Source organism: Paenibacillus sp. NN59 (assembly GCF_057597225.1).
In genome coordinates this window covers 2,144,510-2,164,674 of sequence record NZ_CP199678.1, presented here as the reverse complement: position 1 = coordinate 2,164,674, position 20,165 = coordinate 2,144,510, and the positions used below count along the sequence as shown (strand labels likewise).

The following is a 20,165-nucleotide window of genomic DNA, read 5'->3' as shown; positions in this document are numbered from 1 at the left end:
GGAGCATGGGGCGGCCGGTACACTACCGGTCTGCTCCGTGCTTCTCCTTATCTTTTTCCGAGCAATCGCTTTAGAACGTATCGTAGATCTTCACATACTGATTATAATAGTAAATAACCCGTTGTACATAGTGGCGTGTCTCGCCAAAAGGAATATCCTTCACCGTTTCAAGTGTGCCATCCCATACACCATTTTTCAACCAGCTGCTGACCTTCCCCGGTCCTGCATTATAAGCGGCAATCATCACAATTTCGTTGCCACCGAACTGGTCTGACAGATTACGCAGATACCATGTCCCCAGTTGAATATTTCGCCCGGGTTCATGTTTCAATTCCTCCAGCGAAGTATCCGGAATTTTGGCTTGTTCCAGAATCCAGTTCGCCGTATCCGGCATGAGCTGCATCAGTCCGATCGCACCACGTTTGGATTCTTTACTGGTCTTGAAATTGGTCTCCACCCTGATAATCGAAGCGATCAGAAACGGATCAACCTCATAACTTTGGGATTGCGCCCGAATCTCTTCCTTATATTCAATCGGATAAAACCAGGCCATCCAGTTCGTATTTAGAAATAACACAAGTACAAAGGAAACAAACATGATCAGCAGTACACGTTTTTTACGCAATATTTTCATAATAAACCCTTATGCGTTAAAAATAATTCAAGCTGCTTCTCCGTCTGAGCCCATGATCCGCTGTTATCAATAACGATATCTGCCCGCTCTTTTTTGCGTTCAATATCCATCTGGGCCGCAATGCGTGCTTCTGCGTCAGCCTGGGTCATCTGATCCCGGTTCATCAGTCGCTCCAGTTGTACTGCTCTAGGTACATATACGACCATAACTTCCGTAAAACCTTCCTCAAGACCCGACTCGTACAGCAAAGGAATATCCGACACCACCAGCTTGTCCGGATGTTTCAATTCGTATGCAGCCGCTCTTTCACGCATTTCCTTCCGGATCGCCGGATGAGTGATGGCCTCAAGCGCTTTACGTTCCTCAGGTTGCTGAAAAACAATACTCCCTAACTTTTTCCGATCCAGTGTTCCGTCCTCATTCAAGATAGCTTGTCCAAACCGCTGAACAGCGGCAGCCAAAACGGGATGCCCAGGCAACATAACTTCCCGGGCAATAACATCTGCATCGATGAGCAGCGCTCCCTTACTGGCCAGATAGGCGGAAACACTGCTTTTGCCTGTTGCGATTCCGCCCGTTAAGCCTATATTCATCGTCTCACCTCATAACAGCTTTATTACTCCTCAAAACAACTTGAATATTCCCATAATCATTAACAGCAGGGCCGGCAGAACTGAGAGTTTCTGCATCCAGCGCTGTGCTGCAAACCGTAATCCTACCTTCATGCCAAGTGACAGAAACGCCCCACTAAACAACGCAATCACCAGTGCTGTCCACAGCGTAGGGAATCCAAGCAATGCCGCACCCAGACCTGCACCAAAGGCATCCAGTGACAGCGCAATTCCGAGCCACATCGCTTCCTGTGCGGAGATACTGCCTGAGTTATCCATGTCCGCCTTGGACGGGCTGCGCAAAATTTGAATAACCACACCCAGCTTGCGCAATTCCAGTGTAAATACCATGCGCTCCACCGAACCATCCGTTGGCGAAGGCTGTACTTCCAGAACCATTAATTGATTCTTGCTTCTGGATGAAAGCCCCGAATCCGTTGTTCCATTTTCTTGAAGCAATCTCTCCTGCACCAATCCACTCTCTGCTTCCTCACGTTCTTTGCCCCGCCGCCTGATCAGTTGCAAAAGCGACCACGCACCAATCACAATGAGAATGACAGCCCCCACAATTGAAGCTACTTCTGGGGACACAACATGAGATAAGAGCACACCAACCTGCATAGATAACGCGATTACCAATCCCGAACAAAGCGAAATAATAGCAATGGATAAGAGCGGAATCTTGGTCCTCCGAAGTCCATATGTAATTCCAACTCCAAAACCATCTAAACTCACTGCAAAAGCAAGCGCCAGTAATGAAATAAAATGATGCAGCACCCCGGATTCCTCCCCTGTGCGGTACGTGCCAACTGATGATGTCAGTATGGGTATATGCCCGCTTATTTCTGCCATATCAGTATATGGAGGGAGGAATCCAAGGGTGCTATGATTTCATCATTTCATTGATTCAGTTCTGGTTCGGGAGATCAAAGTCGTTGACAATTCGGGCAAAAGTGCGTCCCACGTCCGCCAACGACACTTTTTTCAATCAATGTGCCGCAGGTATGGCAAGGCTCGGCTTTACGGCCATAAATTTTCAGCTGATGCTGGAACATGCCCATCTCGCCTTGCCCATTAACATATGACTTGATCGAGGAACCTCCTGCATTCACAGCATCCTGCAGCGTAGCCACAATGGCTTCATGCAAAACCTTCAGCTGTGCTTCGGTCAGCGTCTTCGCAATCGTCTCGGGATGTATACCTGCACGGAAGAGAGCCTCGTCCACATAAATATTCCCGATGCCAACCACATATGCCTGATTCAGCAATACAGCTTTAATTTTGGTCGTACGTTTCCCCACTGCAGCGCGGAACGCGTCCACGGTAAAAGCCTCATCCAGTGGTTCCAGCCCAAGCTTCATGAGCGGTTTTGAAACCAGCTCTTCACCTGCGCTGAACAGATGCATCGTCCCAAACTGACGAACATCCTTGTATCGCAATTCCGTGCCATCATTGAAGTGGAAGATGACATGAGTGTGTTTCTCCACCTCTTCGTGCTGATGATACACACCATAACGTCCCTCCATCCGCAGATGGGAGACCAGCACAAGCCCGTCCAGCAAAATCCGTAAAAACTTGCCCCGGCGCTCTACACCAATCACGGTATGTCCTGCCAGTTCCAATGCAAATGCTTCTATATCGTCAGGCCGCTGAATAATCCGCGGCAAATTAACGGTAACATGATCAATCGTTTTACCTACAATAAGTTGATTCAACGTTCTTCTGACTGTTTCGACTTCCGGTAGTTCCGGCATGATGTTCTCACCTCCCTTATATTATAACGGAAGATGACGCTCAGCGGGACCCTTTCTTATCTATTTTGCTTCATACCAGTTCTCACCAAAGCTAACTTCGGCTTTTAGCGGCACCGACAGCGGAAGCGCCTTTTCCATCACCGAAGGCACAAGCTCCTTCATCAGCTCCAGTTCATCCGCCGGCACTTCAAACACGAGCTCATCGTGTACCTGAAGTAACATACGACTCTGTAGCTTACGTTCGCGCAGCGCCTCGTCCATCTGTACCATCGCCAGCTTAATGATATCAGCCGCAGTACCTTGGATCGGTGTGTTCATCGCGGTACGTTCCGCGAAGGAACGTAGATTGAAATTACTCGCGTTGATTTCGGGCAGATAACGGCGGCGTTCCAGCATCGTTTTCACATAACCGTCCCGGCGTGCATCCTTCACAATATGATCCATATACCGGCGCACACCCTGGAATATTTCAAAATACTGATCAATAAACTGTGCCGCTTCTTTCCGCGTAATGTTCAAGTTTTGCGATAGACCATAATCACTGATTCCGTATACGATTCCGAAGTTAACCGCCTTCGCAGAACGACGCATGTCACTGTCCACATCCTCCGGCTTCACGCCGAATACATCGGAGGCAGTCTTCGTATGGATATCCATATCATGTACAAAAGCTTCCTTCAGACGTTCATCATCTGAAATATGTGCCAGTACACGCAGTTCAATCTGAGAGTAGTCGGCTGCGAGAATAGACCAACCCGGCTCGGACGGTACAAAGACCTTACGAATTTTGCGTCCTTCTTCCATACGAATCGGAATGTTCTGCAAGTTCGGGAACTGGCTACTCAGTCGTCCTGTTGCTGCAATGGTTTGACGATAGAACGTATGCACCTTGCCATCCCGGTCCGATATCTCTTTCAGCAAACCTTCCACATAAGTGGATTGCAACTTGGCAAGCTGGCGATATTGCAAAATGTGCTGCACCACGTCGTTATAAGGAGCCAGCTTTTCCAGCACTTCAGCGTCGGTGGAGTATCCTGTTTTTGTTTTCTTCACGACAGGCAGGCCCAGCTTGTCAAACAAAATTTCACCGAGTTGTCTTGGTGAGTTCAGATTAAACTCCGTACCGGACAACTTGTAGATTTCCGCCATCAGCTTGCCGATCTGTCCTTCAAATTCACGACCAAGTGCTTGTAAGTCTTCTGTGTTCGCCTTGATTCCCTGCTTCTCCATGTCGGCAAGAATACGGGATAACGGCATTTCGAGCTCATGGAAAAGCGAATTCATCTCATCGCTCTCCAGCGCTTGTTCCTGAAGGGGGATAATCGCGGCCAGCGCAGCGGCTTTCCGGCATAAGAAATCACCCAGAACTTCCGCCTCTGGTACTCTGTATTTAGCCCCTTTCCCCAGAACGCTATCGTCTTCAACCAGTGAAGGCAGCCCATACTTGGACGTCAGCCCGCTGATTGTCTGATTCGACTCGGTCGGGTCAAGCAAATAAGCAGCAAGCTGCACATCAAATGATGCACCTGCGAATTCAATGCCATGTGCATGCAAAGCCAAATCCACACGATGCAGATCATAGCCACGCTTCGGCTGGTCGGCACTTGCAAGCCATTCCCGAACAGGAGTTGCCGCATCAGACTTTAGTAATTCCGGAGATATGAACGTATATTTCTCCCCGGCACCTACGGCAAGACCAACAAGCTTCGCCTGATGCGGATTGTCACCATGCGTTTCCACATGCAGCACATCGATCGAATCCAACATATCCATCAGATCAGCTATGTTATCTTCTGTTGCAATCGTAGATTCAACCTCAGCCGCCGGAACAGCCTCTTGCTCGGAAGCCACGCTACCGCTAAAGGACAAACGCTCCAGCAATGACTTAAACTCCAGCTTAGCCAGTGCAGGCCCTGCACTAGCTTCTTTCAATCCATCAAACTGCATATCATCCCACGTCTGTTCCAGCGGAACCTCACGGTGAATGGTCGCCAGCTGTTTGCTCATGCGTGCATCTTCGGCATGGGTTTCAATCTTTTCCTTCATCTTGCCTTTCAGTTCACCCGTACCGTTCAGCACCTCTTCCACCGATCCAAACTGGTGCAGCAGCTTCAGCGCCGTTTTCTCCCCAACACCCGGAATACCCGGAATATTATCGGAAGCATCGCCCATCAGACCTTTCAGATCGATAATCTGTAGTGGTGTCAGACCGTAACGTTCCTTAATCTGTGCCGGGTCGTACAGTTCAATCTCCGTAACCCCTTTACGCGTCAGCCCGATATGTACATGCTCGGAAGCAAGTTGCAACATATCCTTGTCACCCGATACAACGAGAACCTGTCTGCCTGCATCATCCGCGCGTTTGGTCAGCGTTCCGATAATATCATCCGCCTCGAAACCAGCCAGTTCAAACTGCGCGATCCCGAGGCCTTGCAATAGTTCTTTGAGCAAAGGAAACTGCTCGGACAACTCCGGCGGTGTTTTTTCCCGTCCACCCTTGTATTCCTGATACCCTTCATGACGGAACGTCACTTTGCCCGCATCAAACGCCACCATCACATGTGTAGGCTTGTGTTCTTCCAGCAAGCGAAGCAGCATCGTCGTAAATCCGTACACCGCATTGGTGTGCAGACCTTTCGAATTGGTCAGGGGAGGCATTGCAAAAAATGCCCGATAAATAATGCTATTTCCATCTATAAGAATAAACTTGTCCATTCCAGCACCTCGCGTATCATATGGTCAGACTGTACTTACATACCTACTCTCATGATACCATACCTGCCACCTACATCAAAAAAACTTCACACCCCTTCTCACCACATTTCTTCCGCAAAAAAAGAACCTCCTTCCCAGTCAGCCTGTGCACAGGCCAGCCGGAAGAAAGTTCTCTCATTTCGATCATCAACTCTGATCTTGTATGTGCATGTTTCATTGCTTGTGCAGCAGTGCCTGCCCAGAACAACTTATTGATTCAGGTCCGGACGCTGACCTGTGACCAGATACACCGTGCTCTCACCGATGTTGGTCGCATGATCACCAATACGTTCAATGTAACGCCCAACCATCAAGAGCAACATAGCCTGAGATGCATTCGTTGGATGTTCAGTCATTAATGTGTAGAGATCACGAATCATGTTGCTGTACAACTGATCGACTTGATCATCGGTTTGTGCCATTTTATAGGCCAGATCCGTATTTTCTTTCAAATAGGACTCTATGGACTCATCAATCATGGATTTTACCACTTCCGCCATACGCGGGATATCCACCAGCGGCTTGATCAGCTCTTGACCTTCCATACGAATCGTTACCTTCGCCACGTCGAGGGCCAGATCCCCCATACGCTCCAAGTCACTGGAGATTTTGAAGGCCACGATAATACGTCTTAAATCCTTCGCAACGGGCTGCTGTGTAATAATCAGCTTGGAGCCCAGCTCCATGATTTTGTCCTCAAGGGCATTGAGATTCGCATCATTCTTAATGATGATCTGAGCTTTCTCTACATTCAATGTCTGCAAACTCTCAATCGCACCGTCCAAGGCATTTCCTACATGTTCCCCCATTTGTTTCAGCAGGGAGCGCAGTTCTTCCAGCTCTTGATCAAATTCTTTTCTGCGAATCATAGATTTCATGTCCTCCTTCTCCATCATCTCCGGGTAAGCCGGGATCATCCTGTTCAGCTCGCCTTAACCAAACCGACCGGATATATAGTCCTCGGTCCGGGAATCTTGCGGTGTGGAGAATAACGTCTCCGTATCAGCTGCCTCCACCACTTCACCATTCAGGAAAAATACCGTTCGTCCAGATACTCGTGCTGCCTGATGCATGTTGTGAGTAACCATGACGATGGTATATTTATGATGCAACTCTTTGACCAATTCCTCGATTTTCAGCGTGGAGATCGGGTCCAGCGCCGAAGTTGCTTCGTCCATCAACAACACATCCGGCTGTACAGCCAGTGCACGTGCGATGCACAGACGTTGTTGCTGTCCGCCAGACAGGCTTAACGCCGATTTTTTCAGCACATCCTTCACTTCATCCCACAATGCCGCATGAACCAGACTCTGTTCGACGAGTTTATCCAGTTCTGCTTTTTGGGTTACGCCGTGCAGACGTGGTCCGTACGCCACATTGTCATAGATCGATTTTGGAAAAGGATTCGGCTGTTGGAATACCATTCCTACCCGTTTGCGCAGCGTCTCCACTTCAATTTCATTACTGTAAATATCCGAACCGTTCAGCATAACTTGTCCTTCCACACGAACACCCGGAATCATGTCATTCATCCGGTTCAACGTGCGGAGCAATGTCGATTTACCGCAGCCTGACGGCCCGATAAACGCTGTGACGGTTTTCTCCGGCAGATCCATCGATATATTTTTAAGCGCGTGATGCGTATCATAGTATAAATTAAGTCCATCAATGTGAATGAGGTCTTTCATGGATGCTCACTTCTCCTTCGTTGCAGGGATCATCGGATTCCCTTTACGTTGAGACCGGCGTTCATATTCTCTACCAATCAGCACAGTCATCTTTAATATCCTAACGTAACATTGTAAAAACAGTACCACCTTCATGTTAACGGAATGTAAAAACACCTGAAGAAGACCTAGTCCGTTATACAACGTCCCAGGTCTCTCTTTTTTAATCTGCGCGATTTCCGTTATACGCTGTGCCTCGGTTGTGCTTTAGTTCACAGCTCGGAATGATCCGTAATCATGGCCTTCAGCTTCAACTGGATATTCTCTGCGACCCTGCCAGCTTCCCCGCCTTCAGCAGCAATGGTCTCCACGATGCAGGACAAAGCTTTTACCGCATGATTTAACTTCCCAAACGCTGCCGCACCTTCCTGCACAACCTGCGCACTCTCATCGATTTCAGTACCACTCGCCTGAATGAGGGATACGGTCTGCTGGGTTAAACGTTCAATATCCTGAAGCAATACGGTCATGCTTCCAGCCACTTCTCGTGTCTGTTTGGCAAGTGCCCGGATCTCTCCGGCAACAATCTGGAACCCCCGGCCGTATTCTCCGGCATGCGCAGCCTCTATCGATGCATTCAGTGCTAGCAACCCACTCTGATCCGCCAGCGTTCGAATGGAACGTGCCATACCCGCACCTGTTTTGATGGATTCGAGCATCTGACTTGCGTGTTTGCCCTGATCCCCCATATGCTCATGAACCTGAAGGTAGGAAGACTCAACTTGACGCAGACGCCCTTCTCCCTCATTTGACAAGAGGATAACTTGCCCTGCTTCCTGTACGGTCTGATTCGCCGCTTGAACCAGTTTGGTTACAGCCGCATGAATGCGTGAAATTTCCTGTCCACTCTCCGTCACGGTGCATATGCGATCTGCGGATGCCTTCTGCTGAAGTTTACGAGAAAGCGACATCACATCACGGATCGTCAGTACACCAAGCAAGCAATCCTGCTCCGTTACGAGCAGGCAGTCATAGAAATGATCCTCATCCCGCCGAAGCGCGGCATCAATAATAGCTGCGGGGTCCATATGTATATCTACAATAACCGGTGATGCGTTAGCTACATTCATAATCGGTTTACGATAAAATAAGTCCGCTGCGAACCTTCCGTTCAGTAAACGATACAAGTTCTCACGCATCAATAATCCTATCGGTTTCATGTGTTCATCACAGAGCACAATACATGGATGCTCCAGTCCATCACTTAACATCGCCGCAGCCTCTCCGCAAGTAGTATCTCCCCTAGCTATAGGCACCTGACGGAAATATTCAGTCAAAGAAACGGCATGTTCCTCCTGAACTTCACTTGTTGATTCGTCCGATTCCAACTCAGGCACGAACGATGTTTCTTCCCCTTTTTGTAAACTAACATCCAGATTCTCAGGTCTAGCCTCTAACAACATGGGCATAATTACACATTCTCCTTTACGTGCTAGCTCCGCCCTAAGGTGGGTTTTTAGGTACAAAGTATCACTTGGATAACCTTATCCTACTCCCCGTAAATGAAGAAAAATCTTCCTTTGTGTAAAAAGGAGGTAAAATAAAACTCCCCGATCATTTAACTAGAATGATGGGGAGTTTTTCTTTTGACAACCAATTTATAACCTACGCCGCGGATGGAATCGATATGAACGGATTCAGGGTCAAGTTCCAGCTTTTTACGTAATGAGCTGACGTGCACATCTACGGTTCGCTGGCCTCCGATATAATCAAAACCCCAGACCGCATTCATCAGATCATCCCGGGTCAGCACCACGCCAGGTTTTTTAGCGAGATATAATAGGACTTCGAACTCCTTCGGACGTAAGCTAATCGATTGTCCTCCCAGAGTCACTTCATACTTCAACGGATAAATTTCAAGTTCACCAAGAATAATACGTGAGCCGTCTTTATCCTCAGGCTGCGGTAAATCGTCGCCATTCGAGTAACGTCTGAGTACCGCATCTACACGTGCCAAAAGCTCGGATACACCAAACGGTTTCGTAATGTAATCATCTGCACCCGATTTCAGCCCTTGCACAACCTCGGCTTCACCGTTCTTGGCGGTAAGAATAATGACAGGAGTGCTTACTCCCTGAATACGCAGTTTGTTCAAAATATCCAGACCATTCATGCCTGGCAGCATCAGATCCAGTAGAATCAAATCGAAATCCTGAGACAAGGCCCGGTCATATCCTGCTGACCCATGATCCTCTGCCGTTACGTCATAACCTTCCTGTGTCAGGTTATACGTAAGTAATCTCGATAATGTCGGTTCATCTTCAATAACCAGCAAACGCTGTGCCATGATACCCCTTCTCTCTTCATAGGTTGTCTGTTGCCACAACACTTTTTCTATCATAGCACTAATTTGTTAACGCTGTGTAAAGCAAATGGCTCATTTTACATTTTGCTTCTCTAAGCCTACCTTTTTCTTTCCAAAGTAAAACTAGACTTCTTCTTCTTGAATTAAAGGCAGGATTACCCGGAAGGTGCTTCCCATCCCTAGTTCACTTTCGACCGACAATTTACCATGATGAAGCTCCACCAGGTGTTTAACGATAGAGAGTCCAAGTCCTGTTCCTCCCGAATTCCGTGATCGGCCTTTGTCTACACGGTAGAAACGTTCAAAGATTCGCGGCAAATCCTTCTTGGGAATACCAATTCCCGTGTCGGACACCGAGAAAACTACCTGCTCTTCCTCACTCGTCTGATCCATCTTCACCTGGAGTTTCACCCTTCCACCCTCAGGTGTATAGTTAATGCCGTTGGATAACAGATTAATGAAAATCTGCTTCATTTTGTCCTCATCCGCTTCAATATACAGTTCCTCCGGTACATTCATTTCCAGACGAATCTGCTTTTTCTCCGCTACCTTGGACAAAGTTCCAAGCACCATTTCGAAGAAGGAATGCACATGCACTGGTGAACATTCCAGCGGTGCACGTTTCGATTCAATCTTGGACAACTCCAGAATATCTCCAATCAAGCGGTTTAGTCGATCACCTTCATCATAAATAATCTGCAGGAAAGAACGTTCCGTTTCCTTATCCTGTACACCGCCGCTTAGTAAGGTTTCTGCAAATCCCTTCACTGCTGCCACAGGTGTTTTGAGTTCATGAGAGACATTGGCCACAAACTCGCTACGCATGGATTCCAATCTGCGAATCGCAGTTACATCCTGTAACAGGAATAACATTCCCCGATATCCGCCATTGTCTTCTGACATCGGTACACCATCCAGCCTTATCAACCGTTCTTCAGGGTTAAATACACTTACTTCTTCGTGCATCCGTTCCTGATTAGCTACGCTCTCTTCAATCGTGCGTGTCAGCTCGTAATGCCGCTTGAGTTCCGTGTAAGGTCTTCCTGTAACCTTCACGGCCTGAATACCGAGCATACGCTCTGCTTCCCGATTAACCAGTGCAATCGATTGCGTTGCATCAATCATGACGATCCCGCCCGTCATATTCGCCAACACACTTTGAAGCAATGCTTCATTGTCCCGAATCGTTTTGAGCTGGGACTGCAGACTGTCTGCCATGCCGTTAATCGCCAGACCCAATTGGCCGATCTCGTCCCTGCGCGTTACTTTTACTCTGGCATCGTACTCCAGCTTTGTAATCCGGTGTGCCACTTTGGTAATATGCTCAATGGGCGACGTTAGACCTCTAGCTACCCGGTAACTGACAAATGCCACAATGAGAAAAAGCAGGCCCAGGGCAGCAAACATAATCATCCATCCGCGTTGGAGTCCTTGATCCACCGCTTGCAAACTCATAGACAGACGAATAAAACCGTCGAATTTGCCACTTGGCATTTCAATCATGTCACTTTGATCCGAATTAACAGGCAGCGCGACATACAGCATGTCCTGCCCTAACGTTGCACTATATCGGATGGACTGTCCAAAAGTCCCTTCCGTAGCCGTCCGGATCTCTTCGCGATTCAGGTGATTATCCATTGTCGCAGGGTCACTCTCGGAATCGCCGATGACGACACCGTCTTTATTGATAAAAGTTACTCGCGAGTCTGTTAGACGATCCAGTTCCAGCGCTCGGTCCGAGTAATATTTCCGAGTTTCCGCTGATGTCGGTTTGGAAGCATCATGAAAAGGGAATGTCGCTTTTAACAAATTAATTTCACGCACCATCGTTTGTTCCAGTGCGGCGATATGAGTAGTCTTGAAAACTCTGCCCATCGTATATCCGGCTACAATGACGGATACGCCAATGAGTACCATCATGATTAGAGCGAGGCGAATGCGAAACGGTCTCATTAATCTCTTCCTTCTGTTATATTTTGGTCCGTTGAACAACAAGACAATTTACATAACCACTCTGATGACAGAATAACCTTCCAATCCCTGTTATCTTCAGGTTTTTTCTGTCCTCACCGTTCATATGTAAATGAGTAAATTCAAATGATGAAAACAAACCATTATTTATCCATTTAGTTCGTTGCGGTCACCGCGTGTCGTTGGATGTGATATAACTAGAAATTCCACATCTTGTGCACTTCGATTTTGCATCTGATGGGGTGCTCCCGGCGGGATTTCGATGCCTTCATGTGTTTCCAGCACATAGGTCTCTCCATTCAGCTCCATACAAGCCTCACCGCTAAGAACAAAAAAGAATTGGCGACTCTTCACATGTACATGCCTTGTTTCTGTCGTGCCTGCGGGCATTCGCTCATGAATCACACTAAGTGTCTCTCCCTGAACCAGATGCCAACCATCACACTGAGTCCCCCATATATAATGCGCTGCCTCTTGTTTGCTAATCTTCATATGAGTGCCTCCCGAATATGTTATCCGGTTTATCATATCACATCTAATGAGATATCTTTCCATGTAAAATGAGCAATAAATCTGCCTTCTTCCCCTCTGACTCACCCCATTGCTTTAAAGTCAGACCTGTACAAGGTATCATAAATATATCAACGCAGATACAGACTTTTGTAAATCACATCTTACAATAGATAGGACTTCAACCTGCCTCCCCTGTTCGGAACCCTCTTCTTATTTGAAAAAAATATATAAAGAAAGACGGGACGCCACTATGCTTTAGCGTCCCGTCTTTCTCTTCTCAATACAGCAACTATCCTCGCCCGTTCCGCAATGCCATTTGCACGGTGCATCACCTAGCCGTTAACGACTTCGCCGCCGTTCACATGCATCACCTGTCCGCTGACATAAGAAGAGTCATCAGAAGCGAGGTACACATAAGCTGGTGCCAATTCATCCGGCTGTCCTGGACGTTTCATCGGTTGCGTGGCTCCGAATTCACTTACTTTTTTCTCATTAAATGTCGAAGGAATCAAGGGTGTCCAGATCGGACCAGGAGCTACGGCGTTCACACGAATCCCCTTTTCAATCAGATTCATCGACAATGAACGGGTGAAGGATGTAATTGCCCCTTTGGTTGACGAATAATCCAGTAACGTCGGGCTTCCCCGATAAGCGGTTATCGATGTTGTGTTAATGACGGTGCTCCCTTGTTTCAGATGGGGCATAGCCGCCTGTGTAACATAAAACATACCAAAGATGTTGGTACGGAATGTTTTTTCCAGTTGCTCTGGCGTAATATCCTCCAGGTTTTGTTGCGGATGTTGCTCAGCCGCATTGTTAACCACAATGTCGAGTTTGCCAAGTTCATCGACCGTTTGTTGAACGCTTTTCTTCGCAAAATTCACATCACCGATGTCACCTGCGATAAGCACACACTTGCGCCCTTCCTGCTCCACCTGACGTTTCGTTTCCTTGGCGTCCTCATGCTCACTCAGATATACAATCGCCACATCGGCGCCTTCCTTGGCATAGGTCACAGCAACAGCCCGTCCAATCCCGCTGTCTCCTCCCGTAATCAAAGCCACTTTGTCCAATAGTTTGCCGGCTGCCTTATACTGCGCCCTCTCGAATTCAGGCTTGGGATTCATTTTGGATTCAATCCCCGGACGCTGATCCTGATGTTGTGCAGGCATCGTTTGTTGTTTTTGCTGGGTAGTACTTGACATTGTACCTTCTCCTTTCAAAATGAACATGTTTGATTTTAAGAAGACTTGGACACAAATAACATGCTTCCTTGTCTCTCATTCGTCATAACTCTCATTAGTCTCATTCTGTAGGATGGCATGAACCGACCAGATTATTCTTCTACTGGACAGCAATGCGAACCCTCATAATTACTGTCATTCCTTATTTACCACATATATGGAAATCCAAACTTTGTATTTCGTCACCATCTGCATTTGTGAATATTCGAAATTTTTTCGAAATTGACCTGTTTCATCATACAAATGGTGTTCCTAAGCAGATAGGGCTGATGTACAATGTACAGTGTGGAGATTATATTCATCTTTTTTTAAGTCACCTAGCGTGATTAGCAGCATCATCTCATTTGCTTCAATACGACAACAATCTAATTTGACATGGAGATCTGAACATGGAATCGCATATTACTACTTACATTACACTTGTGACCACGTCAGCCGTGCTGAATCTGTTTCTGTGTATGTATACGTACTTCAGAAGAGCCCATTTTCCAAACGCCAACATCTTTATCCTGTACACGGCTTCCCTGTCCGTATATACCTTCGGATATGCCATCGGCCTCGCCAGTAATACACTGGAACAGATGAAGTTCTGGAATATCGTCCAATATATTGGTATGCCGATCTCTGCACCGCTTGGCCTGCTTCTCATGATCCATTACACTGGAAAAAAGTTGTCTAAATGGCTGACGTCAGCCTTATTCATCATTCCTACCATTACGGTTTTTCTGGTTGCTACGAATGATTGGCATCATCTCTATTACAAAAGAGTATGGTTACGTGAGGATAGCACAGTCCCCGTCATGGCGATGGATATTGGTCAATGGTATGTTGTCCATGGTGCATTTACGTTCTCCTGCCTTTTATGTGCTGGCCTTATCTTAATTGGGCAATGGCGTCACACCAAAAAGATGTACCGTCGTCAACTGCTTACGTTAATTGTGTCGCAGATTATTCCGATGGTTGCTGCATTTGTGTACTTACTTGGCGTGACTCCGTTTGGCCTCGACCCAGTTCCCGTTCTGATGTGTGTTACATCGGCTATGTATATCTGGGCTATTCTGTCCTCCAGACTGTTAACCATTGTACCGATCGCCAAAGAAAGTATTTTTGAAAGTATGCGCGAAGGGGTTCTTGTGCTGGATAGTTCCTATCGTCTTGTCGATTTCAACAGATCCCTAAGACTGATGTTACCTGACATTGAAACATCGATGGTTGGGCAACCCTTGAATGACATCTGGCTTCGTCTTGCAGGAGAGACCTTTCCCGTTGAATATGAAAGAGAAGGGCTGCAAACCGACTTGTACTGGCAATTAAACGGAGAAACCGTCTGTTACCAAGTCAGGACGTCTTATGTATTTAACAAAAATCCTCAAGTTGTCGGTATTCTCATTATGCTAATCGACATTACCGAACAACGTTTTTTACAAGAACAATTGAAACAACTAGCTTATTTCGATGGTTTAACCAAAATATACAATCGGACTCAATTTTTAAACAAAGGAAGAGAATGGCTTCAAGAAGCCCGGCTTAATTTTCACCCCGTCTCTTTTATCTTGTTTGACATTGACCATTTCAAGCGTATCAACGACACGTACGGTCATGATGCGGGTGACCAAGCCATCGTTCATGTTGTATCCATGTGCAATCATTATTTAAACAGTGAAATGTTATTCGCCCGTTACGGCGGAGAGGAATTCGTTATCGCTTTGCCGAACATGGTACTCCAGGAGGCATATACTCTTGCAGAGCAGTTGCGAATGGCTTTGTTAAATCAACCGCTCAACCTAGAGGGCAAGTCCATTCCGGTCACCGCCAGCTTTGGTGTCTCCCAAACGGTTGGCGAGTCGGATACGCTGGAATCTTTGCTACGTGACGCTGATCACGCCTTGTATGAGTCCAAACGGAATGGCCGAAATGCAGTACGAGTTTATGGTGCCGGTGTTAGCTAATGATGAGTAGCGAGGTATTCAGGTTCCCGGCAGTCATTGAATAAAAGATCACAAAACAAACAGACAGCCTTTGCAGGCTGTCTGTTTGTTTGTCTCTGTCTGTACGGTTTGATTCAACAGTACCGGGCGTTACTTATGCCACCCGGTTGAAAGCGTACATGATTTCATTAGAAATTGCTATTTAGCGCTACCACTTGTCCTGAACATGTGCAAACGCTTCACCTTATACTCATAGTTATCGTTTGAGAATCAACATTAGACGCTGAAGACTCTTATTCTCCTATTAGAAAATGGATCTGTCCACCATCAGGTACACCATGATGAGCAAGAACACGGCAAGCAACGTGCTGAACGTACGAATTTTGCTTTGGTATGGTGTTACATCCTTATTATTTTTCACGCCTTCTGCGGCAAGACGTAACGGTTTACCCATAATTCCACCAATGGCTGCAATCGCGAGAAGAATTACTACGACAACAGCCATCCAGATGTGGGAGTAATCTCCCTTGGTCATCAGATAACCACCTGTAAGAAGCTGAATAACAAGCGCATACTGTGCAACTTTGTTTAAGGAACGAAGTGACGCGAATGCTCCCTCCTGTGCTGGCAAGCTCAATGTGCGAATTTTACCTACCACGAATGGCAAAATCAGATAAAATCCCATGGCCAGTGCTCCGACGATATGGAGCAAATACATAATCATTGTCAAAATTTTCATCCTCCTCAACATATTCGCTGTGCTGTATATCACATTTTATTATACTGGGGAACTTATCCAAAGAAAAGAAAACCTCCGTATTTACGGAGGTTTTCTCACTTTTCATGTTCAAAAAGTCTTCAAAACTTAAATATTAACGATTGAAATGACGTTACGCACCGAATCTGCAGACGTATCAAGCGCTGCTTTTTCTTCGGCTGTCAACTCCAGTTCGAAAATCTTCTCAATTCCGTTGCCTCCCAGAACGGTTGGCACACCGAGGAAGAGATCCTGATATCCATACTCACCTTCAAGATAAGCAATAACCGGAATAATGCGTTTTTTGTCCTTCAAAATGGCCTCCGTCATCTGGACCAGTGAAGCTGCCGGAGCATAGTATGCACTGCCATTACCCAGCAGGTTAACAATCTCACCGCCGCCTACACGGGTACGTTGCACAATCGCATCAATGCGATCTGCTGGAATCAGGGTATCGATTGGAATACCGCCTACACTCGAATAACGAACGAGCGGTACCATATCGTCACCATGACCACCAAGCACAAAGCCACGTACATCCTCTACGGATACATTTAACTCCTGCGCAATGAACGTACAGTATCGGGCAGTGTCGAGAACACCCGACTGTCCGATCACGCGGTTTTTCGGAAAACCGAGTGTCTGATACGCTGCATACGTCATTGCATCTACCGGGTTGCTCAGAATAATGACAATGGACTCAGGGCAATATGTTTTCACATTTTCACACACGGACTTCACGATACCTGCATTCGTATTCACCAGATCGTCACGGCTCATGCCCGGTTTGCGGGCAATTCCGGCTGTAATGATCACAATGTCTGAACCAGCTGTATCCTCGTAGTTGGAAGTTCCCACGATATGACTGTCGAACCCTTGCACAGGGCTAGCCTCCAGCAGATCGAGCGCTTTACCCTTGGTCGGATTCTCCAGTTGAGGAATATCAACCAGAACAACATCCCCGAGTTCCTTCTGGGCAAGCATCAGTGCAGTTGTAGCACCGGTAAAACCGGCACCAACGACTGTGATTTTTTTGCGCTGAATAGTCACGATTCACATCTCCCCTTACAGGTTTTTGTTACAGGTTGCTAATGATTTGATCAGCGAATTCGGAACATTTCACTTCTGTTGCGCCGTCCATCAGACGTGCAAAGTCATACGTTACCGTTTTATTGTTGATGGATGTTTCCATGCCTTTGTAGATCAGGTTAGCCGCTTCTTGCCAGCCCAGGTGCTCAAGCAACATTACGCCGGAGAGGATTACGGAACCAGGGTTCACGACATCTTTATCTGCGTATTTAGGTGCAGTACCGTGTGTTGCTTCGAAGATAGCATGTCCAGTTACATAGTTGATGTTCGCACCAGGTGCGATACCAATTCCGCCAACTTGCGCTGCCAGAGCATCGGACAGATAGTCACCGTTCAGGTTCAATGTAGCGATCACGTCGAATTCACCCGGACGAGTCAATACTTGTTGCAAAGCGATATCAGCAATAGCATCTTTAACGATGATTTTGCCAGCATCTTCTGCTGCTTTTTGCGCTGCATTAGCTGCATCTGTACCGTCTTTTTCTTTGATCACATCGTATTGTGCCCAAGTGAATACTTTGTCGCCAAATTCTGCTTCAGCCACTTCGTAACCCCAGTTTTTGAAGGCACCTTCAGTGAATTTCATGATATTACCTTTGTGTACCAAAGTAACGGTTTTGCGGTTATGGTCAACAGCATATTGTACCGCTGCACGAACCAAACGTTTCGAACCTTCCTCAGATACAGGTTTGATACCGATACCGGAAGTTTCTGGGAAACGAATTTTGTTAACACCCATCTCCTGTTGCAAGAACTGGATCATTTTTTTCACTTCTGCAGAACCTTCAGCGTACTCGATACCTGCATAGATGTCCTCTGTGTTTTCACGGAAAATAACCATGTCAACCAGCTCAGGACGTTTAACCGGGGAAGGTACACCATTGAAATAACGTACAGGACGCAGGCAAGTGTACAGGTCAAGCTCTTGACGAAGTGCCACATTCAGGGAACGGATACCACCGCCGATTGGCGTAGTCAGAGGTCCTTTGATGGCTACGATGTACTCACGAATCGCTTCGAGCGTATCGTTCGGCAACCACTCTCCGTATGTATTGAATGCTTTCTCACCAGCAAACACTTCATACCAAGCAATTTTTTTAGTACCGTTATATGCTTTTTCTACTGCTGCATCCAGAACACGTACAGAAGCTTTCCAGATGTCACGGCCTGTACCGTCACCTTCGATGAATGGAATGATTGGATTATTAGGTACTTGAAGCGTACCGTTGTCAATTTGAATTTTTTCGCCTTCAGTTGGGAGTGCAAATTTTTCCAATTTCATAATTACAATTCCTCCTAAGTTTTGGTTTCACAGTATGAAGCATACCACATTTTTGCAGGAAGGAAGGGCTGTCTCTACTCGGCAGTATAGCCTCATATTCACAAGCCCCTCGCCTCATCTATATGATTATACTGTTTTTGCTAAAGTTTAGCGAAGATCGATGGAAACGTATTTCTGATCTGTTGGGCCCGTGTACTCGGCACGCGGACGGATAATACGGTTATCTGCAAGTTGCTCCAGAATATGCGCTGTCCAACCGGACACGCGGCTGATCGCAAAGATCGGTGTGAACAATTCCTGATCAATCTTCAGTTGAGTGTATACGGAAGCGGAATAGAAATCGACATTTGGCTTCAAACCTTTTTGGCCTGTCACGATTTCTTCAATCTTCACGGACATCTCATACAAACGGGTATCGTTGTTCATCTCACCCAGTTCTTTGGACATCTTCTGCAAATGCTTTGCACGTGGGTCACCATTTTTGTATACGCGGTGTCCAAAGCCCATGATCTTCTCGCGGTTATTCAGTTTTTCCTGAATAGCTGCTTCCAGACGATCCGGTGTACCGATCTCGTCCAGCATTTTCATAACAGCTTCGTTTGCACCACCATGCAAAGGCCCTTTGAGTGCACCGATCGCAGAAGTTACGCCTGAGTAAATATCAGACAGGGTCGCTACCGTAACGCGGGCAGCAAATGTTGAAGCATTCAGCTCGTGATCTGCATGCAGAACAAGTGCCTGATCAAGTGCTTTTACCGCGGTTTCGGACGGCTCTTCTCCCGTCATCATGTATAAAAAGTTCTCAGCGATGGAAGCGCCTTCTTTTGGAGCCACAGGCTCTTGCCCTTTACGAATACGTGAGATTGCCGCTACAATGGTTGGCAATTGCGCTTGCAACTTCACTGCTTTGTTTTCGTTCGCAGCTTCTGTCATCTCGTCGGCTTGCTCATCATAGAGCGCAAGCGCGGAGACTGCAGAGCGTAGAGCTGCCATCGTGCTGATGTGTTTTGGATACAACTTGATTTGGGCGATCAATTCGCTTGGAATCGGCGCGTAATCGCTCAGACTTTTACGAAGTGACTTCAGTTCATCTGCTGTTGGCAACTTGCCAAACCAGAGTAGATAAGCAACTTCTTCAAAACTTGCATGTTCAGCCAAATCATCGATATCGTATCCACGGTATGTAAGCACACCGTCTACAATAGAGCTGATCGAAGAGGTTGTTGCAACGATGCCTTCCAGACCTTTGGTAGCTGTCATATTACATCTCTCCTTTAATAAGCGAAATCAGAAATCATTCTAAGTCATATCAGTGCCAAAGTGCACCTAACCTCTTTTGTAAACCGTTTCATTTTAAAAATGACCTAAGTTGTCAAAATTCGGTTTTCTTATCTGTCAATCGGTATTTACTTATATCATCATACTGGATTTTGTCGTTTATGTGAACATGATGAGAGTTCATTCGCACATCAAACATATTTATCGGAGTGATAAAGCATTTTTGAAAACCTTTACACAAGCAGGGTTGGGATTTAATGTGTACTGAACAATTTATGTCATTAGAGAAATCAAACCAAAATATAGTCACAAAATCTA

At 46.6% G+C, this 20,165-nt stretch carries 17 protein-coding genes; 1 reads left to right on the top strand and 16 read right to left on the bottom strand.

Features of this window, described 5'->3' with window-relative positions:
- Positions 1 to 70: 70 nt before the first annotated feature.
- The 12 genes from ACT89M_RS09735 to ACT89M_RS09680 form a co-directional block, all read right to left on the bottom strand.
- Positions 71 to 634, bottom strand: a complete 564-nt coding sequence (locus ACT89M_RS09735; protein ID WP_090920282.1) for a lytic transglycosylase domain-containing protein — start codon at positions 632 to 634, stop codon at positions 71 to 73.
- Positions 631 to 1,227 (bottom strand): dephospho-CoA kinase, encoded by a 597-nt coding sequence (gene coaE, locus ACT89M_RS09730; RefSeq protein WP_308722102.1) that lies wholly within the window; start codon positions 1,225 to 1,227, stop codon positions 631 to 633. The genes ACT89M_RS09735 and coaE overlap by 4 nt, the downstream gene beginning before the upstream one ends.
- Positions 1,228 to 1,257: 30 nt before the next feature.
- Positions 1,258 to 2,022 carry an MntP/YtaF family protein gene (locus tag ACT89M_RS09725; protein WP_308722267.1) on the bottom strand — a complete coding sequence of 255 codons (765 nt, stop codon included), beginning with the start codon at positions 2,020 to 2,022 and terminating at the stop codon, positions 1,258 to 1,260.
- A 149-nt stretch (positions 2,023 to 2,171) separates the two neighbouring features.
- Positions 2,172 to 2,999: a DNA-formamidopyrimidine glycosylase gene (gene mutM, locus ACT89M_RS09720; RefSeq protein ID WP_308722103.1), complete on the bottom strand. Its 828-nt coding sequence runs from the start codon at positions 2,997 to 2,999 to the stop codon at positions 2,172 to 2,174.
- Positions 3,000 to 3,059: 60 nt separating this feature from the next.
- Positions 3,060 to 5,714 carry a DNA polymerase I gene (polA, locus tag ACT89M_RS09715; protein ID WP_308722104.1) on the bottom strand — a complete coding sequence of 885 codons (2,655 nt, stop codon included), beginning with the start codon at positions 5,712 to 5,714 and terminating at the stop codon, positions 3,060 to 3,062.
- A 248-nt stretch (positions 5,715 to 5,962) separates the two neighbouring features.
- Positions 5,963 to 6,622: a phosphate signaling complex protein PhoU gene (gene phoU / locus ACT89M_RS09710; RefSeq protein ID WP_090920525.1), complete on the bottom strand. Its 660-nt coding sequence runs from the start codon at positions 6,620 to 6,622 to the stop codon at positions 5,963 to 5,965.
- A 63-nt stretch (positions 6,623 to 6,685) separates the two neighbouring features.
- A complete protein-coding gene (gene pstB, locus ACT89M_RS09705) occupies positions 6,686 to 7,441 on the bottom strand; it encodes a phosphate ABC transporter ATP-binding protein PstB (protein WP_090920265.1) in 756 nt (251 codons plus the stop codon).
- Positions 7,442 to 7,692: 251 nt separating this feature from the next.
- Complete coding sequence (locus ACT89M_RS09700; RefSeq protein ID WP_154886731.1) at positions 7,693 to 8,889, bottom strand: methyl-accepting chemotaxis protein; 1,197 nt, start codon at positions 8,887 to 8,889, stop codon at positions 7,693 to 7,695.
- A 149-nt stretch (positions 8,890 to 9,038) separates the two neighbouring features.
- On the bottom strand, positions 9,039 to 9,767 hold the full coding sequence (locus ACT89M_RS09695; RefSeq protein ID WP_090920260.1) for a response regulator transcription factor: 729 nt from the start codon (positions 9,765 to 9,767) through the stop codon (positions 9,039 to 9,041).
- 141 nt (positions 9,768 to 9,908) lie between these two features.
- A complete protein-coding gene (gene pnpS, locus ACT89M_RS09690; protein ID WP_154886733.1) occupies positions 9,909 to 11,738 on the bottom strand; it encodes a two-component system histidine kinase PnpS in 1,830 nt (609 codons plus the stop codon).
- Positions 11,739 to 11,903: 165 nt separating this feature from the next.
- The gene (locus ACT89M_RS09685) at positions 11,904 to 12,248 is read right to left on the bottom strand and encodes a cupin domain-containing protein (RefSeq protein ID WP_154886735.1); all 345 of its coding nucleotides are present in this window, start codon (positions 12,246 to 12,248) and stop codon (positions 11,904 to 11,906) included.
- A gap of 353 nt (positions 12,249 to 12,601) precedes the next feature.
- Entirely contained in the window at positions 12,602 to 13,474 is an 873-nt protein-coding gene (locus ACT89M_RS09680; RefSeq protein ID WP_308722105.1) for an SDR family oxidoreductase, read from the bottom strand.
- Between the two features lie 428 nt (positions 13,475 to 13,902).
- Between ACT89M_RS09680 and ACT89M_RS09675 the strand changes: the two genes are divergently transcribed.
- Positions 13,903 to 15,462, top strand: a complete 1,560-nt coding sequence (locus ACT89M_RS09675) for a histidine kinase N-terminal 7TM domain-containing diguanylate cyclase (protein WP_308722106.1) — start codon at positions 13,903 to 13,905, stop codon at positions 15,460 to 15,462.
- A gap of 283 nt (positions 15,463 to 15,745) precedes the next feature.
- On the opposite strand, the gene ACT89M_RS09670 is transcribed toward ACT89M_RS09675, so the two are convergent.
- The 4 genes from ACT89M_RS09670 to citZ form a co-directional block, all read right to left on the bottom strand.
- The gene (locus ACT89M_RS09670) at positions 15,746 to 16,171 is read right to left on the bottom strand and encodes a hypothetical protein (protein WP_090920246.1); all 426 of its coding nucleotides are present in this window, start codon (positions 16,169 to 16,171) and stop codon (positions 15,746 to 15,748) included.
- A 135-nt stretch (positions 16,172 to 16,306) separates the two neighbouring features.
- Positions 16,307 to 17,248 (bottom strand): malate dehydrogenase, encoded by a 942-nt coding sequence (mdh, locus tag ACT89M_RS09665; RefSeq protein ID WP_090920243.1) that lies wholly within the window; start codon positions 17,246 to 17,248, stop codon positions 16,307 to 16,309.
- Between the two features lie 28 nt (positions 17,249 to 17,276).
- Positions 17,277 to 18,569, bottom strand: a complete 1,293-nt coding sequence (icd, locus tag ACT89M_RS09660) for an NADP-dependent isocitrate dehydrogenase (RefSeq protein WP_090920240.1) — start codon at positions 18,567 to 18,569, stop codon at positions 17,277 to 17,279.
- A 147-nt stretch (positions 18,570 to 18,716) separates the two neighbouring features.
- Positions 18,717 to 19,829: a citrate synthase gene (gene citZ, locus ACT89M_RS09655; RefSeq protein WP_123064199.1), complete on the bottom strand. Its 1,113-nt coding sequence runs from the start codon at positions 19,827 to 19,829 to the stop codon at positions 18,717 to 18,719.
- Positions 19,830 to 20,165: the final 336 nt, after the last annotated feature.

Coding starts and splice junctions, on each gene's coding strand:
- ACT89M_RS09675 (WP_308722106.1), top strand. CDS start 13,903: ATGGAATCGCATATTACTACTTACATTACACTTGTGACCACGTCAGCC.
- icd (WP_090920240.1), bottom strand. CDS start 18,569: ATGAAATTGGAAAAATTTGCACTCCCAACTGAAGGCGAAAAAATTCAA.
- polA (WP_308722104.1), bottom strand. CDS start 5,714: ATGGACAAGTTTATTCTTATAGATGGAAATAGCATTATTTATCGGGCA.
- citZ (WP_123064199.1), bottom strand. CDS start 19,829: ATGACAGCTACCAAAGGTCTGGAAGGCATCGTTGCAACAACCTCTTCG.
- coaE (WP_308722102.1), bottom strand. CDS start 1,227: ATGAATATAGGCTTAACGGGCGGAATCGCAACAGGCAAAAGCAGTGTT.
- pstB (WP_090920265.1), bottom strand. CDS start 7,441: ATGAAAGACCTCATTCACATTGATGGACTTAATTTATACTATGATACG.
- mutM (WP_308722103.1), bottom strand. CDS start 2,999: ATGCCGGAACTACCGGAAGTCGAAACAGTCAGAAGAACGTTGAATCAA.
- pnpS (WP_154886733.1), bottom strand. CDS start 11,738: ATGAGACCGTTTCGCATTCGCCTCGCTCTAATCATGATGGTACTCATT.
- ACT89M_RS09685 (WP_154886735.1), bottom strand. CDS start 12,248: ATGAAGATTAGCAAACAAGAGGCAGCGCATTATATATGGGGGACTCAG.
- ACT89M_RS09700 (WP_154886731.1), bottom strand. CDS start 8,889: ATGCCCATGTTGTTAGAGGCTAGACCTGAGAATCTGGATGTTAGTTTA.
- phoU (WP_090920525.1), bottom strand. CDS start 6,622: ATGATTCGCAGAAAAGAATTTGATCAAGAGCTGGAAGAACTGCGCTCC.
- ACT89M_RS09695 (WP_090920260.1), bottom strand. CDS start 9,767: ATGGCACAGCGTTTGCTGGTTATTGAAGATGAACCGACATTATCGAGA.
- ACT89M_RS09735 (WP_090920282.1), bottom strand. CDS start 634: ATGAAAATATTGCGTAAAAAACGTGTACTGCTGATCATGTTTGTTTCC.
- ACT89M_RS09680 (WP_308722105.1), bottom strand. CDS start 13,474: ATGTCAAGTACTACCCAGCAAAAACAACAAACGATGCCTGCACAACAT.